This window comes from Tissierella sp. QWL-11 (genome assembly GCF_058683765.1).
The window spans coordinates 293,340-319,343 of record NZ_CM178750.1 but is presented as its reverse complement, the minus strand read 5'-3'; the positions used below and the strand labels follow the sequence as shown (position 1 = coordinate 319,343).

General features: G+C 31.1%; 19 protein-coding genes, 1 tRNA gene and 1 other annotated feature. Of the genes, 6 read left to right on the top strand and 14 right to left on the bottom strand.

What is annotated here, in order from left to right; translation table 11 throughout:
* Window positions 1–136: 136 nt before the first annotated feature.
* From AC4PG3_RS01550 to AC4PG3_RS01525, 6 genes are all read right to left on the bottom strand, one after another.
* Window positions 137–1,420 carry a glycerophosphodiester phosphodiesterase family protein gene (locus tag AC4PG3_RS01550; protein WP_492197326.1) on the bottom strand — a complete coding sequence of 428 codons (1,284 nt, stop codon included), beginning with the start codon at window positions 1,418–1,420 and terminating at the stop codon, window positions 137–139.
* A 105-nt stretch (window positions 1,421–1,525) separates the two neighbouring features.
* Window positions 1,526–2,647, bottom strand: coding sequence for a TolC family protein (locus tag AC4PG3_RS01545; protein ID WP_492197325.1), 1,122 nt, complete (start codon window positions 2,645–2,647; stop codon window positions 1,526–1,528).
* Window position 2,648: 1 nt separating this feature from the next.
* Window positions 2,649–3,794: a S41 family peptidase gene (locus AC4PG3_RS01540; RefSeq protein ID WP_492197324.1), complete on the bottom strand. Its 1,146-nt coding sequence runs from the start codon at window positions 3,792–3,794 to the stop codon at window positions 2,649–2,651.
* 34 nt (window positions 3,795–3,828) lie between these two features.
* Window positions 3,829–4,404 carry a TetR/AcrR family transcriptional regulator gene (locus AC4PG3_RS01535; RefSeq protein ID WP_492197323.1) on the bottom strand — a complete coding sequence of 192 codons (576 nt, stop codon included), beginning with the start codon at window positions 4,402–4,404 and terminating at the stop codon, window positions 3,829–3,831.
* Window positions 4,404–7,541 (bottom strand): efflux RND transporter permease subunit, encoded by a 3,138-nt coding sequence (locus AC4PG3_RS01530; protein ID WP_492197322.1) that lies wholly within the window; start codon window positions 7,539–7,541, stop codon window positions 4,404–4,406. The genes AC4PG3_RS01535 and AC4PG3_RS01530 overlap by 1 nt, the downstream gene beginning before the upstream one ends.
* A gap of 2 nt (window positions 7,542–7,543) precedes the next feature.
* Window positions 7,544–8,761, bottom strand: a complete 1,218-nt coding sequence (locus tag AC4PG3_RS01525) for an efflux RND transporter periplasmic adaptor subunit (RefSeq protein ID WP_492197321.1) — start codon at window positions 8,759–8,761, stop codon at window positions 7,544–7,546.
* A 300-nt stretch (window positions 8,762–9,061) separates the two neighbouring features.
* Here AC4PG3_RS01525 and AC4PG3_RS01520 point away from each other — a divergent pair, with 300 nt between their 5' ends.
* From AC4PG3_RS01520 to AC4PG3_RS01500, 5 genes are all read left to right on the top strand, one after another.
* Window positions 9,062–10,108 (top strand): stalk domain-containing protein, encoded by a 1,047-nt coding sequence (locus AC4PG3_RS01520; RefSeq protein ID WP_492197320.1) that lies wholly within the window; start codon window positions 9,062–9,064, stop codon window positions 10,106–10,108.
* A 134-nt stretch (window positions 10,109–10,242) separates the two neighbouring features.
* On the top strand, window positions 10,243–10,467 hold the full coding sequence (locus AC4PG3_RS01515; protein ID WP_492197319.1) for a FeoA family protein: 225 nt from the start codon (window positions 10,243–10,245) through the stop codon (window positions 10,465–10,467).
* 39 nt (window positions 10,468–10,506) lie between these two features.
* On the top strand, window positions 10,507–12,501 hold the full coding sequence (gene feoB, locus AC4PG3_RS01510) for a ferrous iron transport protein B (protein WP_492197318.1): 1,995 nt from the start codon (window positions 10,507–10,509) through the stop codon (window positions 12,499–12,501).
* A gap of 11 nt (window positions 12,502–12,512) precedes the next feature.
* Window positions 12,513–12,770: a FeoC-like transcriptional regulator gene (locus AC4PG3_RS01505; RefSeq protein ID WP_492197317.1), complete on the top strand. Its 258-nt coding sequence runs from the start codon at window positions 12,513–12,515 to the stop codon at window positions 12,768–12,770.
* A gap of 527 nt (window positions 12,771–13,297) precedes the next feature.
* Window positions 13,298–14,752: a nicotinate phosphoribosyltransferase gene (locus AC4PG3_RS01500; protein ID WP_492197316.1), complete on the top strand. Its 1,455-nt coding sequence runs from the start codon at window positions 13,298–13,300 to the stop codon at window positions 14,750–14,752.
* A gap of 20 nt (window positions 14,753–14,772) precedes the next feature.
* Here AC4PG3_RS01500 and AC4PG3_RS01495 read toward each other — a convergent pair whose 3' ends face one another.
* The 8 genes from AC4PG3_RS01495 to serS all read right to left on the bottom strand — a co-directional run bounded on the left by AC4PG3_RS01495 (window position 14,773) and on the right by serS (window position 23,542).
* Complete coding sequence (locus AC4PG3_RS01495) at window positions 14,773–16,128, bottom strand: sodium-dependent transporter (RefSeq protein ID WP_492197315.1); 1,356 nt, start codon at window positions 16,126–16,128, stop codon at window positions 14,773–14,775.
* A gap of 59 nt (window positions 16,129–16,187) precedes the next feature.
* Entirely contained in the window at window positions 16,188–16,658 is a 471-nt protein-coding gene (tadA, locus tag AC4PG3_RS01490) for a tRNA adenosine(34) deaminase TadA (RefSeq protein ID WP_492197314.1), read from the bottom strand.
* A 13-nt stretch (window positions 16,659–16,671) separates the two neighbouring features.
* A tRNA-Arg gene (locus tag AC4PG3_RS01485) sits at window positions 16,672–16,747 on the bottom strand.
* Window positions 16,748–16,816: 69 nt separating this feature from the next.
* A complete protein-coding gene (locus AC4PG3_RS01480; protein ID WP_492197313.1) occupies window positions 16,817–18,307 on the bottom strand; it encodes a M1 family metallopeptidase in 1,491 nt (496 codons plus the stop codon).
* Window positions 18,308–18,532: 225 nt separating this feature from the next.
* Window positions 18,533–20,521 (bottom strand): TRAP transporter permease, encoded by a 1,989-nt coding sequence (locus AC4PG3_RS01475; RefSeq protein ID WP_492197312.1) that lies wholly within the window; start codon window positions 20,519–20,521, stop codon window positions 18,533–18,535.
* A complete protein-coding gene (locus AC4PG3_RS01470; protein WP_492197311.1) occupies window positions 20,518–21,078 on the bottom strand; it encodes a DUF1850 domain-containing protein in 561 nt (186 codons plus the stop codon). Before AC4PG3_RS01470 ends, AC4PG3_RS01475 begins: the two co-directional genes overlap by 4 nt.
* Entirely contained in the window at window positions 21,056–22,060 is a 1,005-nt protein-coding gene (locus AC4PG3_RS01465) for a TAXI family TRAP transporter solute-binding subunit (RefSeq protein WP_492197310.1), read from the bottom strand. The genes AC4PG3_RS01470 and AC4PG3_RS01465 overlap by 23 nt, the downstream gene beginning before the upstream one ends.
* 207 nt (window positions 22,061–22,267) lie before the next feature.
* Entirely contained in the window at window positions 22,268–23,542 is a 1,275-nt protein-coding gene (gene serS / locus AC4PG3_RS01460; protein WP_492197309.1) for a serine--tRNA ligase, read from the bottom strand.
* A gap of 95 nt (window positions 23,543–23,637) precedes the next feature.
* Window positions 23,638–23,802: a binding site (T-box leader), on the bottom strand.
* A gap of 155 nt (window positions 23,803–23,957) precedes the next feature.
* Between serS and AC4PG3_RS01455 the strand changes: the two genes are divergently transcribed.
* Complete coding sequence (locus AC4PG3_RS01455; protein WP_492197308.1) at window positions 23,958–25,991, top strand: LTA synthase family protein; 2,034 nt, start codon at window positions 23,958–23,960, stop codon at window positions 25,989–25,991.
* Window positions 25,992–26,004 lie beyond the last annotated feature (13 nt).

The following is a 26,004-nucleotide window of genomic DNA, read 5'->3' as shown; positions in this document are numbered from 1 at the left end:
AGAGTATTTTTTTATTTGACAATATTTAGTATAACCTTTTTTACTTAAGTTGTAAATAGTATAACTGTATATATTTTATATATTAATATTTAATGTGTTAAGTATTATCTTTAAAAAAAATAGAGAGCTAAGCTCTCTATGGGAAAATTATCAAATTGTCGTTCCACATCATATCAGAATAAAATCCTGATACTCCTAGTTTTTCTAATCTATCTGCTTGTTCTAAATTATTTATAGTGTGAGCATATACATATACCCCTATATCTTTTAATCTTTGGGGTAAAGTAGTTTCTGCTCTTAAGCCTGGCATAGTCACTGCAAATAATTCATTTTCACTAGCAAACTTTACTATTTCATCATCATTTTCCCTCATGAGATACAAAGTGAGGATTATATTTTCATACCCTAGTTCTCTTGCCCTTGGGTATTCTGAGATTTGATATATCTGAGGTATAGTCTTTTTTGCCATTTCTGGATATCTTTGTTTTAAGACCTTTAGTCCTTCTATATTGTCTCCTTTTATGTCAGTGATTAGATAGGCATCTGGATGTTCTTTAAACCAATTATCTAATTTTTCTAATGTAGATTGTTGCCATCCATTTATCATCTTAAAGTTTTCGTATTCTAAGTTTGAATATCTTTTGGATGGGATATTGAAAAATTTTGTGATAAATCCATCCCAACTATGGACTCCTACTAATTTATTGTCTGTAGACCATTCAAAATCCATCTCCATAAGTCTTATCCCATTATTGTAGCTATTTTCCATAGCTTCTATGGAATTTGTATAGGTATGTGAACCTAGCTGTCCTCCTGCATGTGCCACTATATATGGGTTTTCTATTGTAGGATCTAGTGAATCTAAATCTTCATCTTTTGGATTTACGATATATCCATCTGCCATTTTCTCCATTATATGTCTAGAAAAATTTCCAGGTACTTGTTCTTCTAGATAGAGATAAGTTCTTCCGCCTCTTATACCTTCTAGGAGACTTGGACTTAGCTTGTCCTTATCTGCTATAAAACCAAAATATGGATAGGTATATGCCATCTGTCTTATATCTGTATCTGTATAGTCTTCAAACTTTGTGTTTAAAACTATATTTTTAAATCCATTAAAACTTATCTTTCTATAATTTTCTGGATCTTTTATCTCAACTATTCCTTGATTTTTAATTTCAGGATACTTTTTATGTGCCTCTTGTAATATTTCTAAATTTAAATCTCTAGTTCTAAATAGGATCTGTATATCTGGATGTTTTGTCATCCAGTGGACTAATTTTTCTAGTTTTATTCCATTTTCTAGGATTATATCTGAGTCTAGATCCTTTTCTAGATATACACTTAGTATCTTGTATCCCTTTTCATAGTTTTCATTTAATTCTTCTATAGAATTGTCTTGTAATTGTGCTATTTTCACTTTCCCTTCAGCATATACTGAGTTTGTATTACTTAGGAGTACTATGGCTATAAATGTTAAAATTATGATTTTAAAACTTTTCCTAAGGATGATAAACAGCCCCCTCTATCTTATATTGCCTATACTTACTGCCTTATCATATTCTAAAATTTTCAGATTATAGTTTGATATGGCGTTTGATAGTGCTAGTTTTGCATTATATACTTGTGTTTGAGCTTCTTTTACTTCCAATTGAATTCCTGTTCCTGCATTATATGCAAGTTCTCTTAGTCTAAGTCCTTCTTCAGCTTTAACTATATTTGCATTTGCTATTTCTATTTGTTTTTTTGCACTTTGTATACTATCATATTTGTTTCTGATGTCAAATTCTATATTCTTTTTGATATTATCTAATAGACTTTTTACTTTTGCTATGCTTTGTTCTTTATATTTATATACAAATGTATTTGGAGTATAAACTTTTTTATTTGTTTCAAAGTCTAATTTTACTAAATCATAGCTATTTTGCAATTGAATTATATCAAATCTTTTTTCATAAGCTGTCTCTATATCTTCATCTAGATTTGTGTCAAATTCTTGTTGTTTGAAGTTTGATGTAAGCTTTATTTGTGCATCTAGGGGATAGTCTATTGTCATTTTAAGTCCTCTATTTGCCATTTCTAGGTCCTCTTTTGCCTTTTCTCTATTAGTATAGGCTTCGTTTAAACTTACTTCAGACATTATTTCTTCTGATTTAGAGGCAACACCAAGTTCCACTTTTTTTTGTATTATTTCGTAGTTTCTTTTTATATCTTCTACATTGCTATTTACTACATCTAGATGCTGCTTAGCTTTTAGCACTCCATAGTATGCATTTGTAACTCTATATTTTATATCTTCTTTTATATAATCTGTCTTTAGTATCTCTTCTTCTAGAGCATATTTTGCCTGAGTAGACATCATATTTTCATCTAATAAAAATCCTTCTACTGTTCCTAGTGAAAAATTTAGTTTATCGTATTTCTTTTCTCTATATTTAGCTTCCTTTTTTTCTATTTCTTTTACTTCTATATCTACTTTGTTTAATTCAAGTTCTTGTGATTTTTCTATGGCTATTTCTATGGCTTGGTCTAGTGATAGATTCATATTTAGTTTTTCTTCTTGTGCTTGGGGTTCTTCTGCATAGAGATTCATAGGTACTGTCATTATTGATAATGCAAGCATAGTAGTTATTATCTGCTTTTTCATCTTATATTACTCCTTTTTTAAAGATTTCTATGGCTTTTTCTAAATGTAAATCTTTTTCTTTGCTATCCTCTACTTTTATATCTGGCTCTACTCCTATTTCATTTACTGAATTCTTATTTGCTGTAAGGTATTCTGCTGTTGTTATCTTTATTCCTCCACCATTTACTAGAGGGATTAAAGTTTGAACTGTGGATTTTCCATAGGTATTAGTTCCTATGACAGTGCCTACTCCAGTTTCTTTTATAGCTGCGGCAAATATCTCTGATGCACTTGCGCTTCCTTTGTTTGTAAGGACTGCTATATTGTACTCTGGGGTCATATTATATGATTTGTAAGTCTGTAGACTACCATCTGAATGCTTAATATGAACTATAGGTCCTTTTGGCACCAAGCGTCTTAGAGTTTTAACTACTTGGTTTAGACTACCACCTGGATTGTTTCTCACATCAAATACTATATCTTTTACATTGTTTTTATCCATTTCATATAGAGCTTTTAATACATTATCATAGGTATGATTGTTAAACTCTCCTATTCTTATATATCCTATATTTTCTTCTAATATTTTATAGTCTATTGGATTTATCTCTATTATCTCTCTTTTTACATCTATATATATGGGTCCTTGATTTCCTTCTCTTAGTATCCCAAGTTTTACATTTGTGCCTACTTCGCCTCTGATAAGTTTTGATACATCACGAGTTGTAAATCCTTTTACATCTTGACCATCTACAGATACTATTATATCTCCTGGAAGTATTCCTGATCTATATCCTGGAGTTCCTTTTAGTGGAGTTATGACTGTTATATAGCCTGAATTAGTAGTGATATTTACGCCTATTCCTCCAAAGTCTCCTGATAAATCTTCTGATAGCTGTTCAAATTCTTCTTTTGTATAATAACTACTATGCTTGTCTAGATTTAAAAATAGTCCCTTTAAGGCTCCATCTACCATATCTCTTTTATCTACATCATGATAGTAATTTGCGTCTATCAATTCTATCATCTTTTCCATGAATATCATTTCCGACTTTAAATCTACTTCTTCTGGTTCTACAGCTGCTCCATATGATATATATCCTATATTGGTAAATAGCATCCCAAATACTATTAGAAGAAATACTTTTCTTTTAAACATCTTTTTCATGTTTTATCACTCACTTTCTTGGATTTAAACTTATTTAATTTGAGATTCCTTTAAACACCATATTTATAATGCCTTGGCTATCTATGTCTTTACTCTGAAATATAATTCTATTTAATCCACATGAGCCAATAGTGCTAAGCAGGAGTATTGTAACCTTTGTAGAATCTAAATCTTTATTTATTTCCCCAGTTTCCATAGCTTCTTTTACTATATTTAATATAAGTTTATAGATACTCATATGAGTATCTATAATAAATGGTTTAATTGAATTAGTCATATTTTCAAATTTTAAAAAGGTTTGTTCCATTACATCTTCATATCGCATCATAATTTCCCATTTTAAGTCCAATATAGCTATTAGTTTGTCTTTGGCAGTTGTTTTATCTTCAGCAACCTTTTTGACTGACCCAATAAACTCTTCGAACATATATTGGAGGGTTTCTTGAAATATCTCTTCTTTGCTCGTAAAGTATTCATAAATTGTGCCTTTTCCTATGCCTGCATTTATAGCAATATCTTCTACCTTACCTTTATAAAACCCATTTTCTCCAAACACTTCTATGGCAGATAATATTATTTGAGATTTTCTTTTTTCTCTTAAATCAGTCATTATATCATCCTTTCATCTTTAGATATCCTTTTTTTGGATTTTACCTTTGCCTTTAGAGTATTGGAGATATTGTCAAATATAGTATATAGTGTGGGTACAAATACCAATGTCAGTACTGTGGAGAAAATCAGTCCTCCTATTACTACTATAGCCATTGGCTGTTGTGTCTCTGCTCCAACTCCTATTCCAAGTGCAAGTGGTAAGAGTCCCAGTACTGTGGTTAAGGTAGTCATTAGTATAGGTCTTAATCTGACTTTACCAGCAGTTTTTATAGCTTCGTATTTATCTTTTCCTCTATCCCTAAGGATGTTTATATAGTCTATTAGAACTATACCATTATTTACTACGATACCAGCTAGCATGATAACACCTATAAAAGCTGTTACACCAAAAGACTTTCTAGTTATAAATAGGGCTAATGCTCCCCCTGCAAATGCTAATGGGATGGTGAACATTATGATAAATGGATATATCAATGATTCAAATTGTGCCGCCATTACCATATATATTAACACAATTGCAAGCAGTAGTGCCAATAATAATTGTCCAAAGGCATCCATCATTTGTTCTTGTTCTCCACCTACATCATAGATATATCCCTCTGGTAAAATATATTCTTGTAATTTTTCATCTATTTCCCTTGTAACACTATCTAAATCTCTTCCTGTGATTTGACCATTTACTGTAACTGTTCTCTCTTGGTCTTCACGATTGATCTCTATAGGTCCCTTTACTACTTGTATATCTGCTACTTGATTAAGGCTTATATTTACTCCACTTGGAGTGTTTATATTTAACTGCTCTATATTTGATAGTTTTTCTTTGATACCATCTTGTCCTCTAATGATGATATCTGTTTCATCACCATCTTCCCTGTATTTTGTCACTGTAGTTCCTGAGGTAGCAGTTCGAACTGCAGAAGCTATTTGAGATGTACTCAATCCATTTTTTGCTGCTCTTTCACGATCTATGGATATTTCTAATTCATCTACAGCATCACTCAAGCTAGTCTTTACATCTCTGGTTCCTTCTACTGATTGTATTATATCTTTGAAGTCATTTGATATATCTTCAAGGATATCTAAATCATTACCTTTTATTTTTATACTTATAGGATTAGATGAACCTCCCATACCTGCACCCATACTAGAGGCTTCTTTTACGCTTATATCAGCTCCTGGTATATCTTTTATATATTTTCTTATTTCTTCCCCTACCTGTGTTGTAGATCTGTCTCTGTCTTTTAAATCTACTAAATTTGCAGATACACTACCTGTGTGTGATGCACTACCTGAAATACCCATTTGGCTACCACCTACATTAGCAAATATTATCTCTATTTCAGGTATATCTTTTAATTTATCTTCTATATCTCTAATTACTTCATCTACTTCTTCTATTTGAGATCCTATGGGCAATTCTACATTGACGGATATGCTTCCTTCATCTGATGATGGGAAGAATTCCATTCCCACTCCAAATAGACTTGCTAAACTTACAAAAAATATTACTATAGAAAGCAGTATTGTAAACTTTCTGTGACCCAGTGCAAAGCTTAATGTCTTTAAGTATACATTTTCTACTTTTTCATATATGTTATCAAAAACTTTATATAAAAATTCTAATTTTTTCTTTTTCTTCTGACCTTCTCCATTTTCTGAAACTGTATCTACTTTTAAAAATTCAGAAGATAGCATAGGTATAAATGTTAAGGCTACAAATAGGGATGCTCCCAATGCCAAGGTTACTGTCAAGGCAAAGTCTTTAAATAGTATTCCAACCATACCCTCTACAAAAATTATAGGTAAGAATACTGCTACTGTAGTAAGTGTGGACGCTGTTATAGACATGCCAACTTCTCCTGCTCCCTCTATAGCTGCTTCTTGTCTAGAATAGCCATCACTTCTATATCTATATATATTTTCAAGCACTACTATGGCGCTGTCTACTAACATACCAGCAGCCAGAGCCAAGCCACCTAGAGTCATCATATTCAAAGTAATATCATTTAAATACAATAGTATTAAAGATGCTATAAAAGATATTGGAATAGCTACTCCTATTATTAAAGTAGTTCTAATATTTTTTAAAAATATATATAGAACTATAATTGCAAATATAGCTCCCATTAGTACATTGTTTATAACGCTGTCTATGGAGTCTGTAATAAATTCAGATGTATCCATAACTATTTGGATATCTATATCCGGATATTCTTGTATTAATTTATCAACTTCTTTTTGTATATTTTCTGCTATTTCTACTGTGTTTTGACCTGATTGTTTTTGTACAGAAATATTGATACTATCTTTTCCATTTGTTCTACTCATAGTGGATATATCACTGTGAGTAAGCTCTACATCAGCTATATCATCTATAGTGATCATACCTCCTGATTGTAGAGCTATAGGTAGAGTCTTTATGTCTTCTATATTAGTATATTCTCCTACAACTCTTATGGAGAGTTCTTCGCTTCCATCATTTACTGTTCCACCTGGAAGATTTAGATTTGTGGCTGCAAGTACTTGACTTACTCGATCTATACTTAAACCATATTCAGATAGTTCCCAAGGATTTACTACTACTCTTATCTCTTCTACAAGTCCACCACTTGTATCTACAGATGCAACCCCCTCTATTCTTTCAAGTCTTTGTTCAAATGTATCTTCTGCTAAGTTTTGTAAACTCTCTAAGCTTTTTCCACCTGAAAGAGCAATTTGCATTATAGGAGCAGCATTTGGATCTAATTTTATTACCATGGGCTGATCTGCATCTGCAGGCAAGGCTCTTTTTACTAGGTCTACTTTTTCTCTCATCTCAAGGGTTGCAAAATCCATATCTGTTCCAAAGTTAAATTGGGCAATTACTATTGAATTCCCCTGAGAGGATATAGAATTTACCTTGTCTATATTGCCTACTGTTGCAATAGCAGATTCTATCCTATCAGTAACTAAGTTTTCCATTTCTTGAGGTCCTGCTCCTGAATATGATGTGGATACTATGGCTACTGGTATTTCAATTTCTGGGAATAGATCTATAGGCAATCCTGTCAAAGATACTATACCTATGACTATTATCATTAAAATTATCATAGTTATAGTAACAGGTCTATTTACTGCAAATTTTGATAAATTCAAAACTACTCACCCCTTATCACTTTAACTTTTTTGCCTTCTTTTACATAATGTTGTCCCTTTGTGATTAATTCCTCTCCTATGCTTAATCCTGATTTTATTTCTACATATATTCCATTATCAAATCCAGGCTCAACTATTTTTCTTATTGGTAAATCTTCTTCTACTACATATACTACTTCTTCCCCATCTTCATCTAATATGGCACCTTTATCTATAGCTATTACAGATTCTATTTTTTCTATGTCTAACTTGACTTCACCATTCATTCCCGGTCTTATCTTTTTATCCTCATTATCTGTGTAGATCTTTACTGAGTAAAGCTTATTTCCTACATCTGCTGTAGAACTTATGTAGCTTATGGTACTTGTTCTAGTTCCTTCAAAGGCTGCTGGAATTTCCACTTCTACTGATTGACCTACAGAGATTTTATTTACTAAGTCTTCAGTTAGGTTTATTTGTAAGTATACTTTATCTATATCTACTATAGTAGCCGCTGTTTGTGCATTGGATGCAAGCTGACCTATCTTTACATTTAATGCAGATATTACTCCAGATATTGGCGCTGTTACAACTGTATTATCTAAATTATTTAGTGCTTGCTCATAACCTAATTGTGTCTGACTTAATTGTTCTTTTGCTTGTTTGATAGCAATTTCACTTTGATTTACTTGCTTTTTAGCCAATTCTAATTGATTTGGAGATGCAGCTAATTCTGCTTGTTCTAATTGAGATTTTGAAACTGCCCCTTCTTCATATAGTTCTCTTGTTCTTTGTAAATCTGTCTTTGCCTTTTCAAACTTTTCTTTTGCAAGTTCATAATTTGTATTTGCAGTTTCCATACCATTTTCAGCTTGTTCTACACCTTTCCTAGCTAATTCTATAGCTACATTTGCTTGATTAGCTCCATTCGATACATCTTTTTGATCTATTTTAAATAGAACATCTCCTTTATTTACTCTATCTCCAAGTGCTACATTTAAAACCTCTACAGTCCCTGGCATCTTTGGGATTACCATTACCTCTTCATTTGCCATCACAGTAGCATCAAATTTTCTCGTGTTACCTATACTATTCTTTTCTACTATCATTGTTTCAACTGGTGTATAATCTTCCTCTACCTGAGCATCTACCTCTTTATCTTTTGTACATCCTGATAATATCATTATAAAGCTAAGCATTAGCACCAATGACAAATATTTAGTATTTAATTTTTCAAACATATTTCCCCTCCTGATTAATTTCTATATTATATTTTTTATTGATTTTATATAAAAAAATGACCGACTGGTAGGTCATACTATTTAATAAGTATAATATATTTTCCAAAAAAATCAAATAGGTTTTGATAATTCTTTTGCAGTCCGTCACAAATCGACCTATCTTATAACCTTTTGAAATGAAATAATATTATAATTGTCAAGACTTGTAGAATATTTCTAAGATATTTAACCATATTGTAATAGTTTTATAATGGAATCCTAAGACAAAAGATGCTATAATTATAGAAAAGGAGTGATTATATGCTATTTAATAAGAAAAAGTGGACGTTCATTGTAGTAGTTTCTTTATTGACTGTACTGATACTTTCCTCTTTTACTTATGCTGAAAGGACTAAAAAAGTACTTGAAATGTGGTATGATAGTATGAGTATTGTATACAATGGTAAGGATGTAACTGATGATTTAAAACCATTTGTAGATAAGGATGGTAATTCATATGTTCCACTGAGAATACTTTCTACTTACTTCGATAAGGATGTAAAGTGGAATCCTTATACTTATACTGCTACAGTCACAGACAAGTCCAACAAGAATGTATCTCAATTAGAAAGTGAAATATTGATAAAAGATATTGAGATCACACGATTAGAAAAGAAAATTAAAGATTTAGAAAAAGAGTTAGAGAATAATGAAGGGTCTTTAGAGGATTTAGAAGATGATTTGAACGATGATTATGGAAGATATGAAAGAGTTGACTTTGATATCTCTCTAAAAGAAAAGAAGAAAGATGAAATAGAAGTTAGAATCGAAGTAGATTTAGATAGAGATAAATCTAGATGGAATGACCTTGATGACGACGACAGAGAAGAATTTATAGAAGATATAGTTGATGATGTATTAGATGAATATCCTGATGCAAAAGTTACTGGATACATCAGAGATTCAGATAGTAGAGATGATCTATATACTTTCTACACTAGATCTAAAGGTAGAGTGGTGATAGATCATAAAAAAGACAGAAGAAATACAAGTCTTAGAGATTTAGAAGATGATTTAGATGATGATTATTATGATTATTTTAAAGATATAACTATAGATATAGAGCTTACTGGAGATTCTGATGATGTGACATTCTTTATAAATGTTGATTATGATAAATATAAGAGAGAATGGAACAAGCTATATGATTCAGATATCAAGAAGCTTATGGCTAAAATATACGATGATATAGAAGACGAATGGAGAAAAGCTGATATAGAAGGTTATGCATACGATACAGATGATAAATCTAATTTAGCTAAATATTATAAGACAAGCTCCGGAAGTGAAAAATTTAGTAGATGGTAAATAAAAATAAATCCAACCCTAAGGGTTGGATTTATTTTTATTTGTCTTCCTCTTGTATTTATTTTAAAAATAATGTATTATATAACATATGATAACCATTATCACTTAAGCCTGATTATGAAAGGAAGATAAATATGCAAAGTACTAATTTAATTTGTCTTAAAGCAAATAAATCTTGTACCATAAAGGAGATTACAAGTTGTGGTAATGCTAGAAGAAGACTATGTGAATTAGGTTTAAATAAAGGGACTCCAGTTAAAGTTATAAAAAATGACTTCGGTCCCATCATTTTAAATATATATGGACATAAATTAGCCCTAGGTAGGGGCTTAGCTAAAAAAATACTTGTGGAATATTAATTACATCCTCACAAGTATTAATTGGAAGGGAGAAATGTTATGCATACAATTGCATTGGTAGGAAACCCTAATTCAGGGAAGACTACTCTTTTTAATGCATTAACAGGTTCAAATCAACATGTTGGAAATTGGCCTGGAGTTACAGTTGAAAAAAAAGAAGGAAAAGTTAAATATAAGGATGAATTATTTAATATTGTAGATCTACCTGGTACTTATAGTTTGGGCGCGTATTCTGAAGATGAAGTAATTTCAAGGGATTTTATTTTAAAAGGAAACCCTGATGTAGTTATAAATGTTATAGATGCAACAAATATAGAGAGAAATTTATATCTTACAACCCAAATTTTAGAAATGGATACAAAAGTAATACTTGCATTAAATATGATGGACGAAGCTAAGGCTAAGAATATTGATATAGATTTAAAAAGCCTATCTAAAAAACTAGGTGTTCCCATAATCCCCACCATCGCACTAAAGGAAAAGGGATTAGATGAATTATTAAAAGAAGCTCATGATTATATTCATAAAAGCAAGTATATAGGCAAAGACATAGAGTATGGACAAAAAGTAAATGAAGAAATAAAAGTCCTAACCCCATTATTAGATGATTTAAACTTAAATTATCCTAAAAATTGGCTGGCTTTAAAGGTTTTAGAAAAAGATCCTGCTATTTTAAATCTTCTGAAAGGAAAAGCTTCCCCTATTTTAAATAATAAAATTGAAGAATTAAAAGACTCCTCCTTTGACTATGAACTTGAAATTATAGACAAAAGATATGAGTTTATAAAAAATATATTAGTCGGTAGTCTAATTAAACCAGAAAACTATGAAGAGACCTTTATAGATAAAGTAGATCATATAATAACACATAAGTGGTTTGGACTACCAATATTTGCAATTATAATGTTTACTGTTTTTCAGCTTACATTTTTAATAGGCGAGGAACTTTTGGGAGGTTTTGCAGCATCTTTAGTAGAAGGAATAGGTAATATTTTAGTAGGACTCTTAGAGAGTATAAATGCACCGGCACTTTTTATCTCCTTTATATCTGAAGGTTTTATAGGAGGAGTTGGTACAGTTGTTGAGTTTGTACCCCTAATTATGACTCTTTATTTTTTTATAGGTATTTTGGAAGATATAGGATATATGGCAAGAGCAGCATATATAATGGATACTATAATGAGAGCATTGGGACTTCAAGGGAAAACTTTTATCTCCATGATCGTAGGTTTTGGTTGCAATGTCCCAGGAATTATGGCAACAAGAACCTTAGATAATAAAAAAGATAGGATGATAGCTCTACTTATAAATCCATTTATGTCATGTGGTGCAAGAATTCCAATATATCTAGTATTTATAGCAGCATTTTTCCCAGATAATGGGGGACTTGTAATGTTTAGTATATACTTTTTAGGAATTTTAGTAGCTTTAATAATGGGTAAAATATTTAGCAAAACCTTATTTAAAGGAGAATCCTCAGAATTTATCATGGAATTACCTCCTTATAGAATACCTGCTTTAAAATATGTCCTAAGAGATATGTGGGAGAAAGTTTGGAGCTTCTTAAAAAAGGCAGGAACTATTATATTTGCCGTAGTTTCTCTACTTTGGGTTTTCTCAAGACTTCCTCTTGGTGTAGAGCCCTATAGTCAGGAAAGTGTTTTAGGAATGGTAGGTACTTTTATAGCTCCTATATTCAAGCCTGCTGGTTTTGGAACTTGGCAAGCTAGTGTAAGCCTTTTTGCAGGTATTGCAGCTAAAGAGTCTGTAGTAGCGGTACTTGGTATGGTGTATGCTGGAGTAACTGAGGGTAAAGAACTTATAACTGCAATTCAAAATGCTTTTACTCCATTGAGTGCAGTAAGCTTTATGGTAATGGTGCTTTTATATACTCCTTGTGCAGCAGTTATAGCTACTGTAAAAAGTGAGACAAACTCGTATAAATGGGCCATATTTATGGCTTTATATACTTTCTTCTTAGGGTGGTTAGGAGCAGTTTTAGTATATCAAATAGGTAGTTTATTTATTCTTTAGGAGATGATCTTATGTTAAAAGATGTTTTAAGATCTATGGATGAATCTGGTGCTCTTTTAAAATCTAAAATTAGTAAAGATTTAAATATAAATGAATCAGTATTAGAAGATTTAATACAACAATTAATAAGAATGAATTATTTACAAGAAGATTTAGGGTCACCTACTTGCAAAACTAAATGTAGCAGCTGTGCCCTTTCTTCTTGCAATACAACCCCCATAAAGATGTACAAGATAACCTCTAAAGGAAAGGCTTTGTTAAATAAATAAACATTTATTTTAAATAAATATTTAAAATAAATGTTTAAAATAAATATATTGGGTATAATATAAATACAACCATTAACAGTATTCTTAGTTTATATCCCTTCACTTAAAATGTGATTTAAATAATGGTTGTGCAAATAAAGCTTGTTGGGGTGACTGTACTAAACATTTAGTAAAGAATTAAATGAAAAAGTAACAAGTACAAATTAATAGAGAATTAGAGATTGATTAGGAAAGATGTAAAAATAAAGTAACAAATTTAGTAAATGGTAAAAGCTCTTTATTTAAAATGTTTAAGAATGTCATAGCATTTTAAATAAAAGTAATTGAATTAAGGAGTAGGTAAGCATAGAAGAATCGATAGAATCAAAATGTTTAGGATGGTTTTGTCTCAATAAGTTTTATCTAAATTGATAGGTGATTTCCAATAATGTATATTAGGAGATCACCTATTTATATTTTTGAACTTCTAGTTGAATTTACAGGATATTTTGTCTATAATTGTCTTAATAACTTAAAAGGAGAAAAACATGAGCAAACTTAATTGGAGCGAAGAAAGAAACTTGACTATGCTGGCAGATTTTTATGAATTTACTATGGCAAATGGATATTTAGAAAATCAAATGGCAGAAAAAACAGCCTATTTTGATATGTTCTTTAGATCTATTCCTGATGATGGTGGATTTGCTATAATGGCAGGAGTCGAGCAAATAATTGACTATCTAAATAATTTAAAATTTTCAAAAGAAGACATAGATTATTTTAGAAGTAGAAACATGTTTGGAGAAAGATTTTTAAACTACTTAGAAAATTTTAAATTTTCATGTGATGTATGGGCAATTCCCGAAGGTACTCCTATATTTCCCAGAGAACCTATAGTAATAGTAAGAGGACCTGTCATCCAAGCTCAACTTATAGAAACTATGATCTTACTTACTATAAATCATCAATCTTTAATAGCAACTAAAGCAAATAGAATAGTTAGAGCAGCTGATAATCGACCTGTAATAGAATTTGGTAGTAGAAGATCTCATAGTTATGATGCAGCTATTCTAGGTGCTAGAGCTTCATATATAGGAGGCTGTTTAGGAACTGCAAATACTATTGTAGATAGAGATTTGGAAATACCTGCTTTAGGAACTATGGCACACAGTTGGATTCAAATGTTTGACTCTGAATTAGAAGCATTTAGAGCTTATGCAAGAGTTTATCCTGATGATTGCTATTTACTAGTGGATACTTATAATGTTTTAAAAACCGGTGTACCAAATGCTATAAAAACTTTCAATGAAGAAATAATACCTAGAGGTTTTAGACCTAAGGGGATCCGAATAGATAGTGGTGATATTGCCTATCTTTCTAAAGAAGCTAGAAAAATGTTGGATGATGCAGGATTTAGTGATTGTACCATAATGGCATCAAGTGGATTAGATGAATATATCATTAGAGATTTGATAAATCAAGGAGCGAAGATTGATAGCTTTGGTGTGGGTGAAAGGCTTATTACTGCGAAGTCAGAACCTATATTTGGTGGAGTATATAAGCTTACTACTATAGAAGAAAATGGTAAACTAATCCCTAAAATTAAAATAAGTGAAAATGTAGGTAAGATAACAACTCCTGGGTTTAAAAAAATATATAGACTATTTGATAAAACTACCAATAAAGCCATGGCAGATTTAATAACTCTACACGATGAAGTAGTAGATGATTCAAAGCCCTATGAGCTATTTCACCCTTTATTTACTTGGAAGAGAAAAACTCTAGATAATTTTTACGCTAAGGAATTATTGGTAAAGATATTTGAAAATGGAGTTCAAGTCTATGAGGAACCAAATATAAAAGATATAAGAGAATATTCTATGGAACAAATAGATCTTCTATGGGATGAAGTGAAGAGATTTGAAAATCCCCATGAATATATAGTGGATTTATCTAAAGACCTTTGGAATGTAAAAGACAAATTAATAAAAGAAAATCGATAAGCTAAAGCTTATCGATTTTTTTAGTCTATCTTTCCAAATACACCTAATTGATATAAGAATACCAGTACAATTCCTATAGGTGCTATATATCTGATAATTGTATAAAAAGCATTTATATATCTCACCTTTATACTACCTTCATTTGTAAGTTGATTTTCCACTGTTTTTCTATCAAAAAACCAACCTAAGAATACAACGCTTATAAGTGCTGCTGTTGTTAAAAAATAATTTGCAGTTGTATTGTCTAAAAAATCAAAGAAGTTATCCCCAAATATTTTTATATGAGATAATGGTCCTTGAGAAAGTGAAGCAAATACTCCTACAAATGTAATAGATATAAAGGATAGTATTGTGGCTTTTTTCCTCTGCATCTTAAAGCTATCTACTAGATAAGCTACTACAACCTCAAGTAGTGACATAGTACTTGTAAGGGCTGCCAATGCTAAAAGTATAAAGAATAGTATACTAAAGAAATATCCTCCTGCCATTTGATTAAATACATTTGGTAGTGTTATAAATACTAATCCAGCTCCTTGACTAGGGTCTACTCCATAAGCAAAGACTGCTGGAAATATAGCTATTCCTGCAAGTAGAGCTATTATCGTGTCCATTATAGATATCTGTAATGCAGTTTTTCCTAGATTCTCCTTTTTACCTATATAGGAACCATAAGTTATCATAATCCCCATACCAAGACTTAAAGAGTAAAAAGCATGACCTAGAGCTCCTAAGACTACCGTTCCATCTATTTTAGAAAAATCTGGCTTAAATAAAAATTTAATTCCCTCCATACTGCCTGGTAGGCTAAGGGCCTTAATATCTAATATAATAATTATTAATAATAGCATTGGTACCATTATCTTAGCAAATTTTTCGATTCCCTTTTGAACCCCTGTTGCAACTATTAATCCTGTTATTAACATAAATGTAATCTGCCAGAAAACTGGTTTAATAGGGTGTGTTATAAAGTTTACAAACATATTTTCAATACCTTCAGCTGATTGTCCTGCAAAACTATTTGTAATAGAGCTCATTACATACTCTAAAGTCCAACCTGCTACAACTCCATAATAAGATAATATAAAAAATGCTGCCAATACTCCTAGTACTCCTGATAGATACCAGGGTTTTTTAGAATCTAATTTTTTAAACGAGCCTATTGCATCGCTTTGTCCTTCTCTACCAATTACAAATTCACTTAACATCAAAGGCAATCCTATAACTGCAACTATGGCTAGGTAAATAATCAGAAAGGCACCTCCTCCATATTTACCTGTAACATAGGGAAATCTCCAAATATTTCCAAGTCCTATTGCAGATCCTATTGATGCCGCTAAAATTCCGAACCTGGAACCAAAACCTTCTCTTTTCTCCATTGTCTTTTACCTCCTTTTTTAGTATATTATTCTTACTATAAAGGGATAAAGGACTTTTGTCAAGTCTTATGAGTTATTTTTTTGTTTTTTCTCAATTTTTTGAAGAAACTTTGCAATAGTCCTCTGCACTCTTCCTCTAAGACTCCAAAATCCAACTCTACTTTATGATTAAACTTTGGATGCTCTACTAGATTTAAAACCGAACCACAACACCCTCTTTTTTCATCTTTAGCCCCTATTACTAATCTCTTTATCCTAGAATTTACTATTCCCCCTGCACACATGGCACAAGGTTCTAGTGTTACATACATGGTACAGTCTAATAATCTCCAAGCGTTAATATTTTTTGAAGCCATTTCTATAGCCATAATCTCTGCATGAGCTAATGGACTTTTTAGACTCTCCCTTTGATTATATCCATATCCTATAATATTGTTTTTATATACAATAATAGCACCTACTGGAACTTCATAGGTGCTATAAGCTTTCTTTGCCTGTATAATTGCCTGTCTCATATAAAAATTATCCATTTAAATCACCATTTGGCGCACCCGAGAGGAATTGAACCCCTGCACATGCCTTAGGAGGGCACTGCTCTATCCATCTGAGCTACGGGTGCATACTTTACCCATATATTTTACAACAATTTTAATTCATTGTCAATTATGGGTAAAAATAATTTTTTCCCCTACTTACCTAATAACCATTTATCAACTAAATCATCTAGGTTTATCCCACTGACTTCTTCGGCTATTTTTATAAAATCCTCTGTTCTTGCATTTTTATACCTATATTTATCAAAATATATTTTTAGAATTTGACTGAACTTTTCTTCTCCAACTTCATTTCTAAGTCTATCTACAAACATAGCTCCTTTTGTATACACTAGCATACTGTACTCATTCCAATTTGAAAATTTATCTAAAGATTTGTTTACAACTGTATCTCCTGTTAAATATATTTTACTGTGTTCATATCCTATTAATATATTTTCCCGAAAGTACTCTTTGCCTTTTTTTCTTCCATAGACTTCCTCTTGATATATAGTTTCTGAATAAGTTGTCAGAGCTTCATCTAACCAAGCTTCTTTTACTTGATTATTTCCAACTAAACCATACCACCACTGATGGGCTGTTTCATGTACTATAAATTGCTCTAATATATCTACCAATTTTAATCTAAAGGCATCTTCTGAAATAAAGACAATTCCAGGATACTCCATTCCTGATGGAAATTCTGTCATTACTACAGAATACACCCCATATGGATATTTTCCAAATTTTTTATTAAAAGTATTTATTGAATTTGAAGTAATTTTTAAAGTTTTCTTTATCATATCTCTATCGTAATCTAAATAATATAATTTAATATTTGTATCATCTACTTTAGTCTCTTCTATTTTAAAGTCTTTACTAGCCACAAAGGCAAAATCTCGAATCAATTCCCCTTCAATTTCATATACCTTTTTATCGTCTTTTTCCTCATTAGATATTTGATTCCCACTACTTGCAATTATAACATCCTTATCAGTCTCAATTTTTACATCATAATTATTTATATCCGAATAGAAGGGATCTCCCACCTTATAATATGGGTCTAAATTCCACCCATATTCATCATAAACACAAGCTATAGGATACCAGTTTCCAGAGTTTATCACTCTATTTCCATATCCAAATCGTTCTTGAACTGATGGGAATACTACCTTATATTCAAAAAATATATCTATTTTTTCTCCTTTTTTTAAAGGTTTATCTAATTTTATTTTAAGTATAGTTTCTAAATTTTCATCTATTTCATAATCTATATCTGCATCTCCTATAGATACTCTTCTTAAATCTATATATCCCTGTTTATAGGAATTATATAGTTTTTGATTCTCAAAAAGTATAGGTGCATCTTCTAATGTTTTGAAAGCATTGGGATAAAGATGAAAATATACTTCATTTAATTCTAATTCTCCCTTATTTATATATGTTGTAATTTGTTCTACTTTCATAGTCTTTTTTTCATAGTCTAGATCTACATTTATATTGTAATTATCTATTTTATCTAAATCTATTTCATTATGACTATTATCAATAATTGTCTGTGTTCCCAATGCCTCCTCTTTTTCACATCCAAGCAAGATAATTAAAGAGAAAAGTAATAAAATTATAAAGTTCCTTTTACTATTCAAAGTATCCCCCCAATAAAAATTTAATCCTATTTATTAGTATATTCTATATGTAAGGAAAAAATCCTTTTTTAAAATTTAATTATCCAAAAAAAATTCCCAGACTTCAAATCTGAGAACTTTTTTTATTTTACTACATGATATTATAATTTTAATTGTGGATAAGTCTATAACTTCTTTAGAAATATCCACAGATGTCCTTTCCAATTTATCAAAACTGTGGATATACTATGCTGCACTTACCTTTTTCTCTCTTTGTTTTTGTAAGACGTATACTCCAACTAGAGCTACTATACCAAAAGCATCTGTAGATAGTCCTGGTTTTAATAATAAAAGTGCTGCTGCTCCAAGTACTAGTCTTTCGTAAATCTTACAATGAGTTACTAGATAGTTTTCTACAGCTGCCGCAAGGCATACTATACCTATTATTGAAGATATTATCATTGGTATAGCACTGAAAAACGGTAAAAATACTATCTGATTATCAACTATTCCCTCTACTAAAATAAGAGATGGATCTACTGCAAAGATATAAGGAACTATAAATGCTCCTATGGCTATTTTAAATGCTTGGAAACCAGTCTTCATAGAGTTAGCACCTGCTATACCTGCACCTGCATATGCTGCCAACGCTACTGGAGGAGTTATATCTGCTACTACTCCAAAGTATAGGATAAATAAGTGAGCCGCCATTAAGTTTACACCTAAATTTAATAGAGCCGGAACAGCCATAGTTGCAAGAACTATATATTTTGCTGTAGTAGGAAGTCCCATTCCAAGTATTATTGATGCTATCATTGTGAAGAATAGAGTAAGAAGTAAATTGCCTTGAGCAAGTGTTACTATTAGCTCTGCTACTCTAAGTCCTAAACCTGTAAGTGTAACTACTCCAACTATCATACCTGCACAAGCACAAGCACAAGCTACTCCAACAGAACCCTTAGCTCCTGCTTCTAGAGCTGCAAGAATACCTTTTAATCCAAAGCTATTGTCCTTTTTAATTGCATTCGCCACTAAAGCTATCACTATACTTATTATTATTGCTATAAAAGCTGATAGAGTAGGTGTGTACTGCATAATCAATAAAGCTATAATTGAAATAAGTGGTAGAAGAAGATAACCATCATTTTTTAATATCTTTCCTAATTTAGGTAATTCTTCCCTTGGAAGTCCCTTTAATCCTAATTTAGAAGCTTCTAAATGAACCATAGTACCTACTGCAAAATAGTAAAGAGTTGCTGGAATGGCTGCTGCCGCTACTATGTGTAGATAGGGAATACTTGTGAACTCCGCCATTATAAAAGCTGCTGCACCCATTACCGGAGGCATGATTTGTCCTCCTGTTGAAGAAGCCGCCTCTACTGCACCTGCAAAATGAGGTTTATAACCTGTTTTTTTCATAAGTGGTATGGTAAATGCACCTGTAGTAACTGTATTTGCAACTGAACTACCAGATATAGAACCCATAAGTCCACTCGCTACTACTGCTGTCATTGCTGGCCCACTCTTTAAATGTCCTGTAAGAGAATAAGCTAAATCTATAAAGAATTTACCTACTCCAGTTTTATCTAAAAATGCACCAAATAATATAAACATAAATACAAATGTTGCGGATACACCTAGAGGTATACCCATTATCCCTTCTAGAGTTAAGTACATATGAGAAATTATTCTCTCTACACTGTATCCTCTATGGGCTATTAAACTTGGTAATGAAGGTCCTACCTTAGCATACAATAAAAACAGCATTGAAACTATAGGTAATTCAGGTCCTACTACCCTTCTAGTTACTTCCAAAGTTAAAATTATAGCCGTAGCACCTAAGATAAGGTCGGTAGTAGTTGCCATACCACCTTTTATAGCTACTTCTTCTACAAATATAAATAAATAACCAAATACTATAAGTACAATTCCAATAAGTACAAAATCTAATATATGCGCTCTATCTTTTCTAGATTTTTTCCGAGCAGGATACAACAATAATCCAAGGGTAAATGCAAACATTATGTGTAGAGATCTTTGCCTAGCTGATAAAAGAGTACCAAATCCTGCAGTATATAATTGAAAAATTGACATTGCTATGGCTATAACTGTAGTAGCCTTTCCCACAGGTCCTTTTAGCTTCCTAAGCCTAGATGTTTCCATATCATATTCTTCCATAAGACTCTCTACATCTCTGACTTCTTCTGAATTTGTGATATTGTTTTTATCTGTCAATTAAAACCCTCCCTTAATATAAATGATAATATAGATATACTGTCTATTTGAAATTTTATCCCAGTTCTTGGTTTTGAAAAGTCTAAAAAATCGTATTCCACATCTTCAAACATCAATTTATGGTTTGCCCTTTCAGCTCCAGTTCTATATACTAGATATTCCAAATTTTGATTGATATCATATATTTCAAATCCTTCATCTTTTAATCTAAACTTATAAGGTGTTGTGGCAGGAAGTCCTGCACCTAATGAATAAAAAAAAGAATCTGTTAAAATTATATTTTCTTCTTCTACTCTATATGTTTCTGTTACAGGGGTTAATTGCACTGAGTGAGTATACCAAATAGTAAAGATTTCATTTTCTTTAATTTTCCATGATTTTATATACTCATTTGTTTTATAATCCTTTGCTAATAAAACTTTTATAGGCACAAATGATATTATAAGTAAAAAGATACATACAATAGATAAAAATTTTATATAATTGGGTAAGGTACTGGAAATTTTTCCAATACCCCTTACCCAATTATATGATTTACTTGATTCCTTCTTCTTCATAATAACGTGCTGCACCTGGATGTAACTCTATAGGCATACCTTCTATTGCTGTCTCTAATTTAATATCATTTCCTCTAGCATGAGTGTCTATTATTGTTTGTCTTTGCTCAAATAATTGCTTGGTTAAATTATACATTAATTCCTCATCTAATTCTTCCGGAACTACTAACATTGCCATAACAGCAGCTGTGTCTCTGTCTTCATCTTGATTTTTATAAGTCCCAGCTGGAATAGTTACCTTAGTGTAGAAAGGATATTCTTCACTTAATTCTGCAATTTTAGATTCTTCTATTGGAACAACAACTATATCCGAAGTTTGACCTACTTCCGTTACTGCAGCAGTAGGAAGTCCAGCTGTTACAAAAGCTGCATCTACTTGTTTATTTTTAAGTTGATCTGCCGCCTCACCAAATGATAGATAATCTGCTTTTCCAAGATCATCATAAGTTATTCCATGAGCTCCTAATATTTGTCTAGCATTTGCCTCTGTACCTGAACCTGGGGCACCTATTGCCACTTTTTTCCCTTTTAGGTCTTCTACAGACTCTATCCCAGAATCTTTAGTTGCTATTATCTGTACCAATTCTGGATAAAGCATAGCCATACCACGAACATTTTCTATTGGTTCTTTGTCAGCAAAACTTTCAGTTCCACTGTAAGCATAATAAGTTATATCACTTTGTACAAATGCAACTTCAGTTTCTCCATTTGCCACTAAACCTATATTCTCAACAGATGCACCTGTTGATTGAGCATTTGCAGTTACCCCTTCAACATTGTCATTAAAGATTTTTGCTATTGCTCCGCCTAATGGATAATAAGTACCAGCTGTACCACCAGTAGCTATAGATATATATGTTTCTTTTACATCTGATCCACCACCATCTCCACCACCGTCTGTAGTAGTATCTCCTCCACAGCCTACAAGTAATGATGTTACTAATACAAATACCAATAGTAAAGAAATCGTTTTCTTGGACATATAAATCCCCCTCCGAATATGTTTTTTATATATTTAGCAATTTATACAATTTTCTAAATATATAATTTATTAATATTATACAATATGCAGCTAGTTTTTACCAGTGATATTTGATTAAAAATTTTTAATAATGAACCAAAGCGATAAAAAACCAGCAAATATCTGAATATTTGCTGGTTTTCGACATTCATTCTACTCTATTTAAATTTATTTTTCTAATCTATTTATATTGCCTAAATAAGGTCTCAAGGCCTCTGGTATATCTACTCCTCCATCTTCCCTTTGATAGTTTTCTAAAATTGCTGCAAAAGTTCTTCCTACAGCTAAGCCTGATCCATTTAAAGTATGAACATATTCTACATTGCCTGAATCTTCATTTCTATATCTTAGATTAGCCCTTCTAGCTTGAAAATCTTCAAAATTACTACAGCTTGAAATTTCTACATATCTATCATAACTAGGCATCCAAACTTCTATGTCATAAGTCTTAGCAGATGAAAATCCTAAGTCTCCACTACTTAAAAGTACCACTCTATATGGAATATTTAATCTCTTTAATACTTCTTCAGCATTTAATGTCAATTTTTCTAATTCATCATAAGATTCTTCTGGTTTAGCAAGCTTTACTAATTCAACCTTATCAAATTGATGATTTCTAATTAAGCCTCTAGTATCTCTCCCTGCAGCTCCTGCTTCTTGTCTAAAACATGGAGTATATCCTGTATAATAAATAGGTAGATCTTCTTCTTCTAATATTTCATCTCTATGAAGGTTTGTAAGTGGTACTTCTGCTGTTGGTACTAGGAAATAGTCTTTACTAGGTAGATGAAACATATCATCTTCAAATTTAGGAAGTTGACCTGTACCTGTCATACTATCTCTATTTACCATAAATGGTGTAAGCATTTCTGTATATCCATGCTCCTCAGTATGCAAATCTACCATAAAGTTTATTATTGCCCTCTCTAATTTCGCCCCTAAGCCTTTAAATAATGTAAATCTTGCTCCTGTAATTTTAGATGCTCTCTCAAAATCTAATATCCCTAAATCAGTACCTAAATCCCAATGGGCCTTTGGTTCAAAGTTAAACGTTTTTGGTTCTCCATGTCTTCTAATTTCAACATTATCCTCATCACTCTTTCCTATTATAACACTTTCATGGGGAGTGTTTGGAATTTCAAGAAGCATATTTCTAAGTTCTACATCTATATCCTTTACCTTAGCATTTTCATCCTTTACCTTTTGAGATAGTTCTTTCATTTCTTTAAATACTTCTTCTGTATCCTTTCCCTCTTTTTTAAGCTGTGGGATAGTTTTTGAAACTCTATTTTGTTCCGCCTTCATCTTTTCTACTTCCGCTAATATATTTCTTCTTTTTTCATCTAATTCCAAAACTTGGTCTATATTATAATTACCATTTCTCTTTGCTAAAGCTCCTTTGACTGCTTCTTTATTCATTCTAATTCTTTTAATATCTAACATTGTCTTTTCCTCCTCCTACTTTTCAACTCAGATTTGTTTGCTCGCTACGCTTGTTGTGTTAGGTCATAAAAAAACTCTCGCTCCCTAGATATAAATCTAGGGACGAGAGTTACCCGCGTTGCCACCCTAATTAACTTTTAAAGTTCACTTAAAAAGTCACAAGCTCCAGGATGGATTCAATAATTTAATCTACCAATTTCCACCAAACATTGGCTCTCTAAAAGATCTTTTTATTTACTATTTCCCTTCTACACTTTGATATTTAATTAAACTATATTATACATTATATTTTAAAAATAGTCAAACTGTAAATTTATTATATATATGACTAAATTGTAACCTAAAATTAACCAATGTGCAATATAAATATATTATGATATAATATAATGAAAATATTTTAGAAAGAGATGTTAAAATGAAAAATAAAGATATTAAAACGAAAAAAAGAAATACTATATATTCAAATTTTAAAAATAATATTATGCTTATACTTTTAGTACTAGGTGGTATTTTTAATGACTTTAGTTTAAGGGCTTTAACTCTGGGGGACGCATTTAAATTTAAGCCTGTAGTAACAAGTGTTTCAATAATACTTATTATAAGTATATTAGCTCTATTCTTAAACTATAAGAATAGAAACTATGTTTATATAATCCTATCTGGAATATTTGGATTTATAAGTGGTGCCAATTACTTATATTATAAACATTTTAATTCATTTTTATCCTTTTCCCTATTAAAACAATTTGATCAATTGGGAGATATGAAGGGTAGCTTGTATAAAACACTAGATATTGGGATAATATTGTTTTTTATACCTACTATAACTTTGATTTTGATCTTTAAAAAATTAAAGAAACTAGAGTTTTTTCAAAAGATAGAGAGTACAAAGTATAAAAAAGAAGTAATAAGACCTTTTATATTAGGTAGTATAATGCTATTTTTGGTGTCTTTGACCCTTACTTCTACAGATATAAGTAGGCTTATAAAACAGTGGAATAGGCCTTACCTAGTAGAACAACTTGGAATTTACTCCTATACTACTGCCGACTTTGTAAAAAATGCCCTTGCAAATAGCGAAGCCAAGGTAGACAATGAAGAGTTCACAAGTGAGTTAGAAAATCTAGTAGACACTAATTCTAATTCTAAGAATACTAATGAATATACAGATATATTTAAAGGCAAAGATATATATGTAATCCACTATGAAAGTGCCCAAACATTTCCTATGGATTTAGAGTTTTCTGAAGGAGAAGTCACTCCATTTTTAAACAAAATGGCTAATGAAGGATTATATTTTAATAACTTCTATCCTCAACACTCTACAGGCACAAGTAGTGATTCAGAATTTACATTTAGCACTTCTCTACTTCCTGTAAATAATGGTACAGTTTTTATGACTCATGCAGATAGAGAGTATGTAACTATCCAAAAATTACTTAAAGAACAAGGTTATTACACCTTAAGTATGCATGGTAATAATGGAGATTTTTGGAATAGAAATATAATGCATAAAACTTTAGGTTATGACAGATTTTTCAATAAACAGGATTATATAATAGATGAAGAAATAGGTCTAGGACTTAGTGATAAATCATTTTTTAAACAATCTATTGAAAAGTTAAAGGTAATAAAGGAAGAAACAAATATGCCTATAATGGCAACTTTGATAACTCTTTCAAATCACTTCCCATTTGATGATTTAGAAAAATATGGTGAATTCACAGTAGATTATTTAGAAGACACAGCTATAGGAAATTACTTAAAATCCTATCACTATGCTGATATGGCCCTTGAGAGCTTCATAAATGGGATGGATGAACAAGGACTTTTAGATAATGCAATTGTAGTTTTATATGGAGATCATCATGCTAAAATATCTAAAGATGATTATGAAAAGATATATAATTACGATAAAGATTTAGAAGTTTTTAAAGATAAAGAAGATCCTGAATATGTTAAAATCAACAAATCCTATTTAAAACAAATAAGAAAAACTCCACTTGTAATATGGTCAAAGGATAAAACTATAACAGCTAAAATAGATAAACCTATGGGAATGGTAGATGTATTTCCAACCCTAGCAAATATGGTAGGAATATTTAATCCATATCAAATAGGAAAGGATATATTTAGTGTAGAACAAAACAAAGTATCATTTCCTAATGGAGACTTTGTAGATGAAAATCACTATTACTTTGCATCTAATTCTAAAACTTATGATTTAGAGACAAATTTATTAGTGGAGGACGAAAATTTAAAGGAAGAGTTTTTAATAGCAAGTCAAGAGACAGAACAAAAAATTGATATCTCTTACAATATTATAAATAATGATTTAATAAAATTTTATAATTATCTACTTGCTAATAACAAGCCAAAGAAACCTATAGAGATACAAATTGATGATTTACAAGTTGATGATTTACAAATTGATGATTTGCAAAGTTAAAGAGACCTATCTT

Excerpts from the sequence above, each read along its gene's own strand:
- AC4PG3_RS01545 (WP_492197325.1), bottom strand. The coding sequence starts at position 2,647 with ATGAAAAAGCAGATAATAACTACTATGCTTGCATTATCAATAATGACA.
- AC4PG3_RS01540 (WP_492197324.1), bottom strand. The coding sequence starts at position 3,794 with ATGAAAAAGATGTTTAAAAGAAAAGTATTTCTTCTAATAGTATTTGGG.
- AC4PG3_RS01535 (WP_492197323.1), bottom strand. The coding sequence starts at position 4,404 with ATGACTGATTTAAGAGAAAAAAGAAAATCTCAAATAATATTATCTGCC.
- AC4PG3_RS01525 (WP_492197321.1), bottom strand. The coding sequence starts at position 8,761 with ATGTTTGAAAAATTAAATACTAAATATTTGTCATTGGTGCTAATGCTT.
- AC4PG3_RS01520 (WP_492197320.1), top strand. The coding sequence starts at position 9,062 with ATGCTATTTAATAAGAAAAAGTGGACGTTCATTGTAGTAGTTTCTTTA.
- AC4PG3_RS01515 (WP_492197319.1), top strand. The coding sequence starts at position 10,243 with ATGCAAAGTACTAATTTAATTTGTCTTAAAGCAAATAAATCTTGTACC.
- feoB (WP_492197318.1), top strand. The coding sequence starts at position 10,507 with ATGCATACAATTGCATTGGTAGGAAACCCTAATTCAGGGAAGACTACT.
- AC4PG3_RS01505 (WP_492197317.1), top strand. The coding sequence starts at position 12,513 with ATGTTAAAAGATGTTTTAAGATCTATGGATGAATCTGGTGCTCTTTTA.
- AC4PG3_RS01500 (WP_492197316.1), top strand. The coding sequence starts at position 13,298 with ATGAGCAAACTTAATTGGAGCGAAGAAAGAAACTTGACTATGCTGGCA.
- AC4PG3_RS01495 (WP_492197315.1), bottom strand. The coding sequence starts at position 16,128 with ATGGAGAAAAGAGAAGGTTTTGGTTCCAGGTTCGGAATTTTAGCGGCA.
- tadA (WP_492197314.1), bottom strand. The coding sequence starts at position 16,658 with ATGGATAATTTTTATATGAGACAGGCAATTATACAGGCAAAGAAAGCT.
- AC4PG3_RS01470 (WP_492197311.1), bottom strand. The coding sequence starts at position 21,078 with ATGAAGAAGAAGGAATCAAGTAAATCATATAATTGGGTAAGGGGTATT.
- AC4PG3_RS01465 (WP_492197310.1), bottom strand. The coding sequence starts at position 22,060 with ATGTCCAAGAAAACGATTTCTTTACTATTGGTATTTGTATTAGTAACA.
- serS (WP_492197309.1), bottom strand. The coding sequence starts at position 23,542 with ATGTTAGATATTAAAAGAATTAGAATGAATAAAGAAGCAGTCAAAGGA.
- AC4PG3_RS01455 (WP_492197308.1), top strand. The coding sequence starts at position 23,958 with ATGAAAAATAAAGATATTAAAACGAAAAAAAGAAATACTATATATTCA.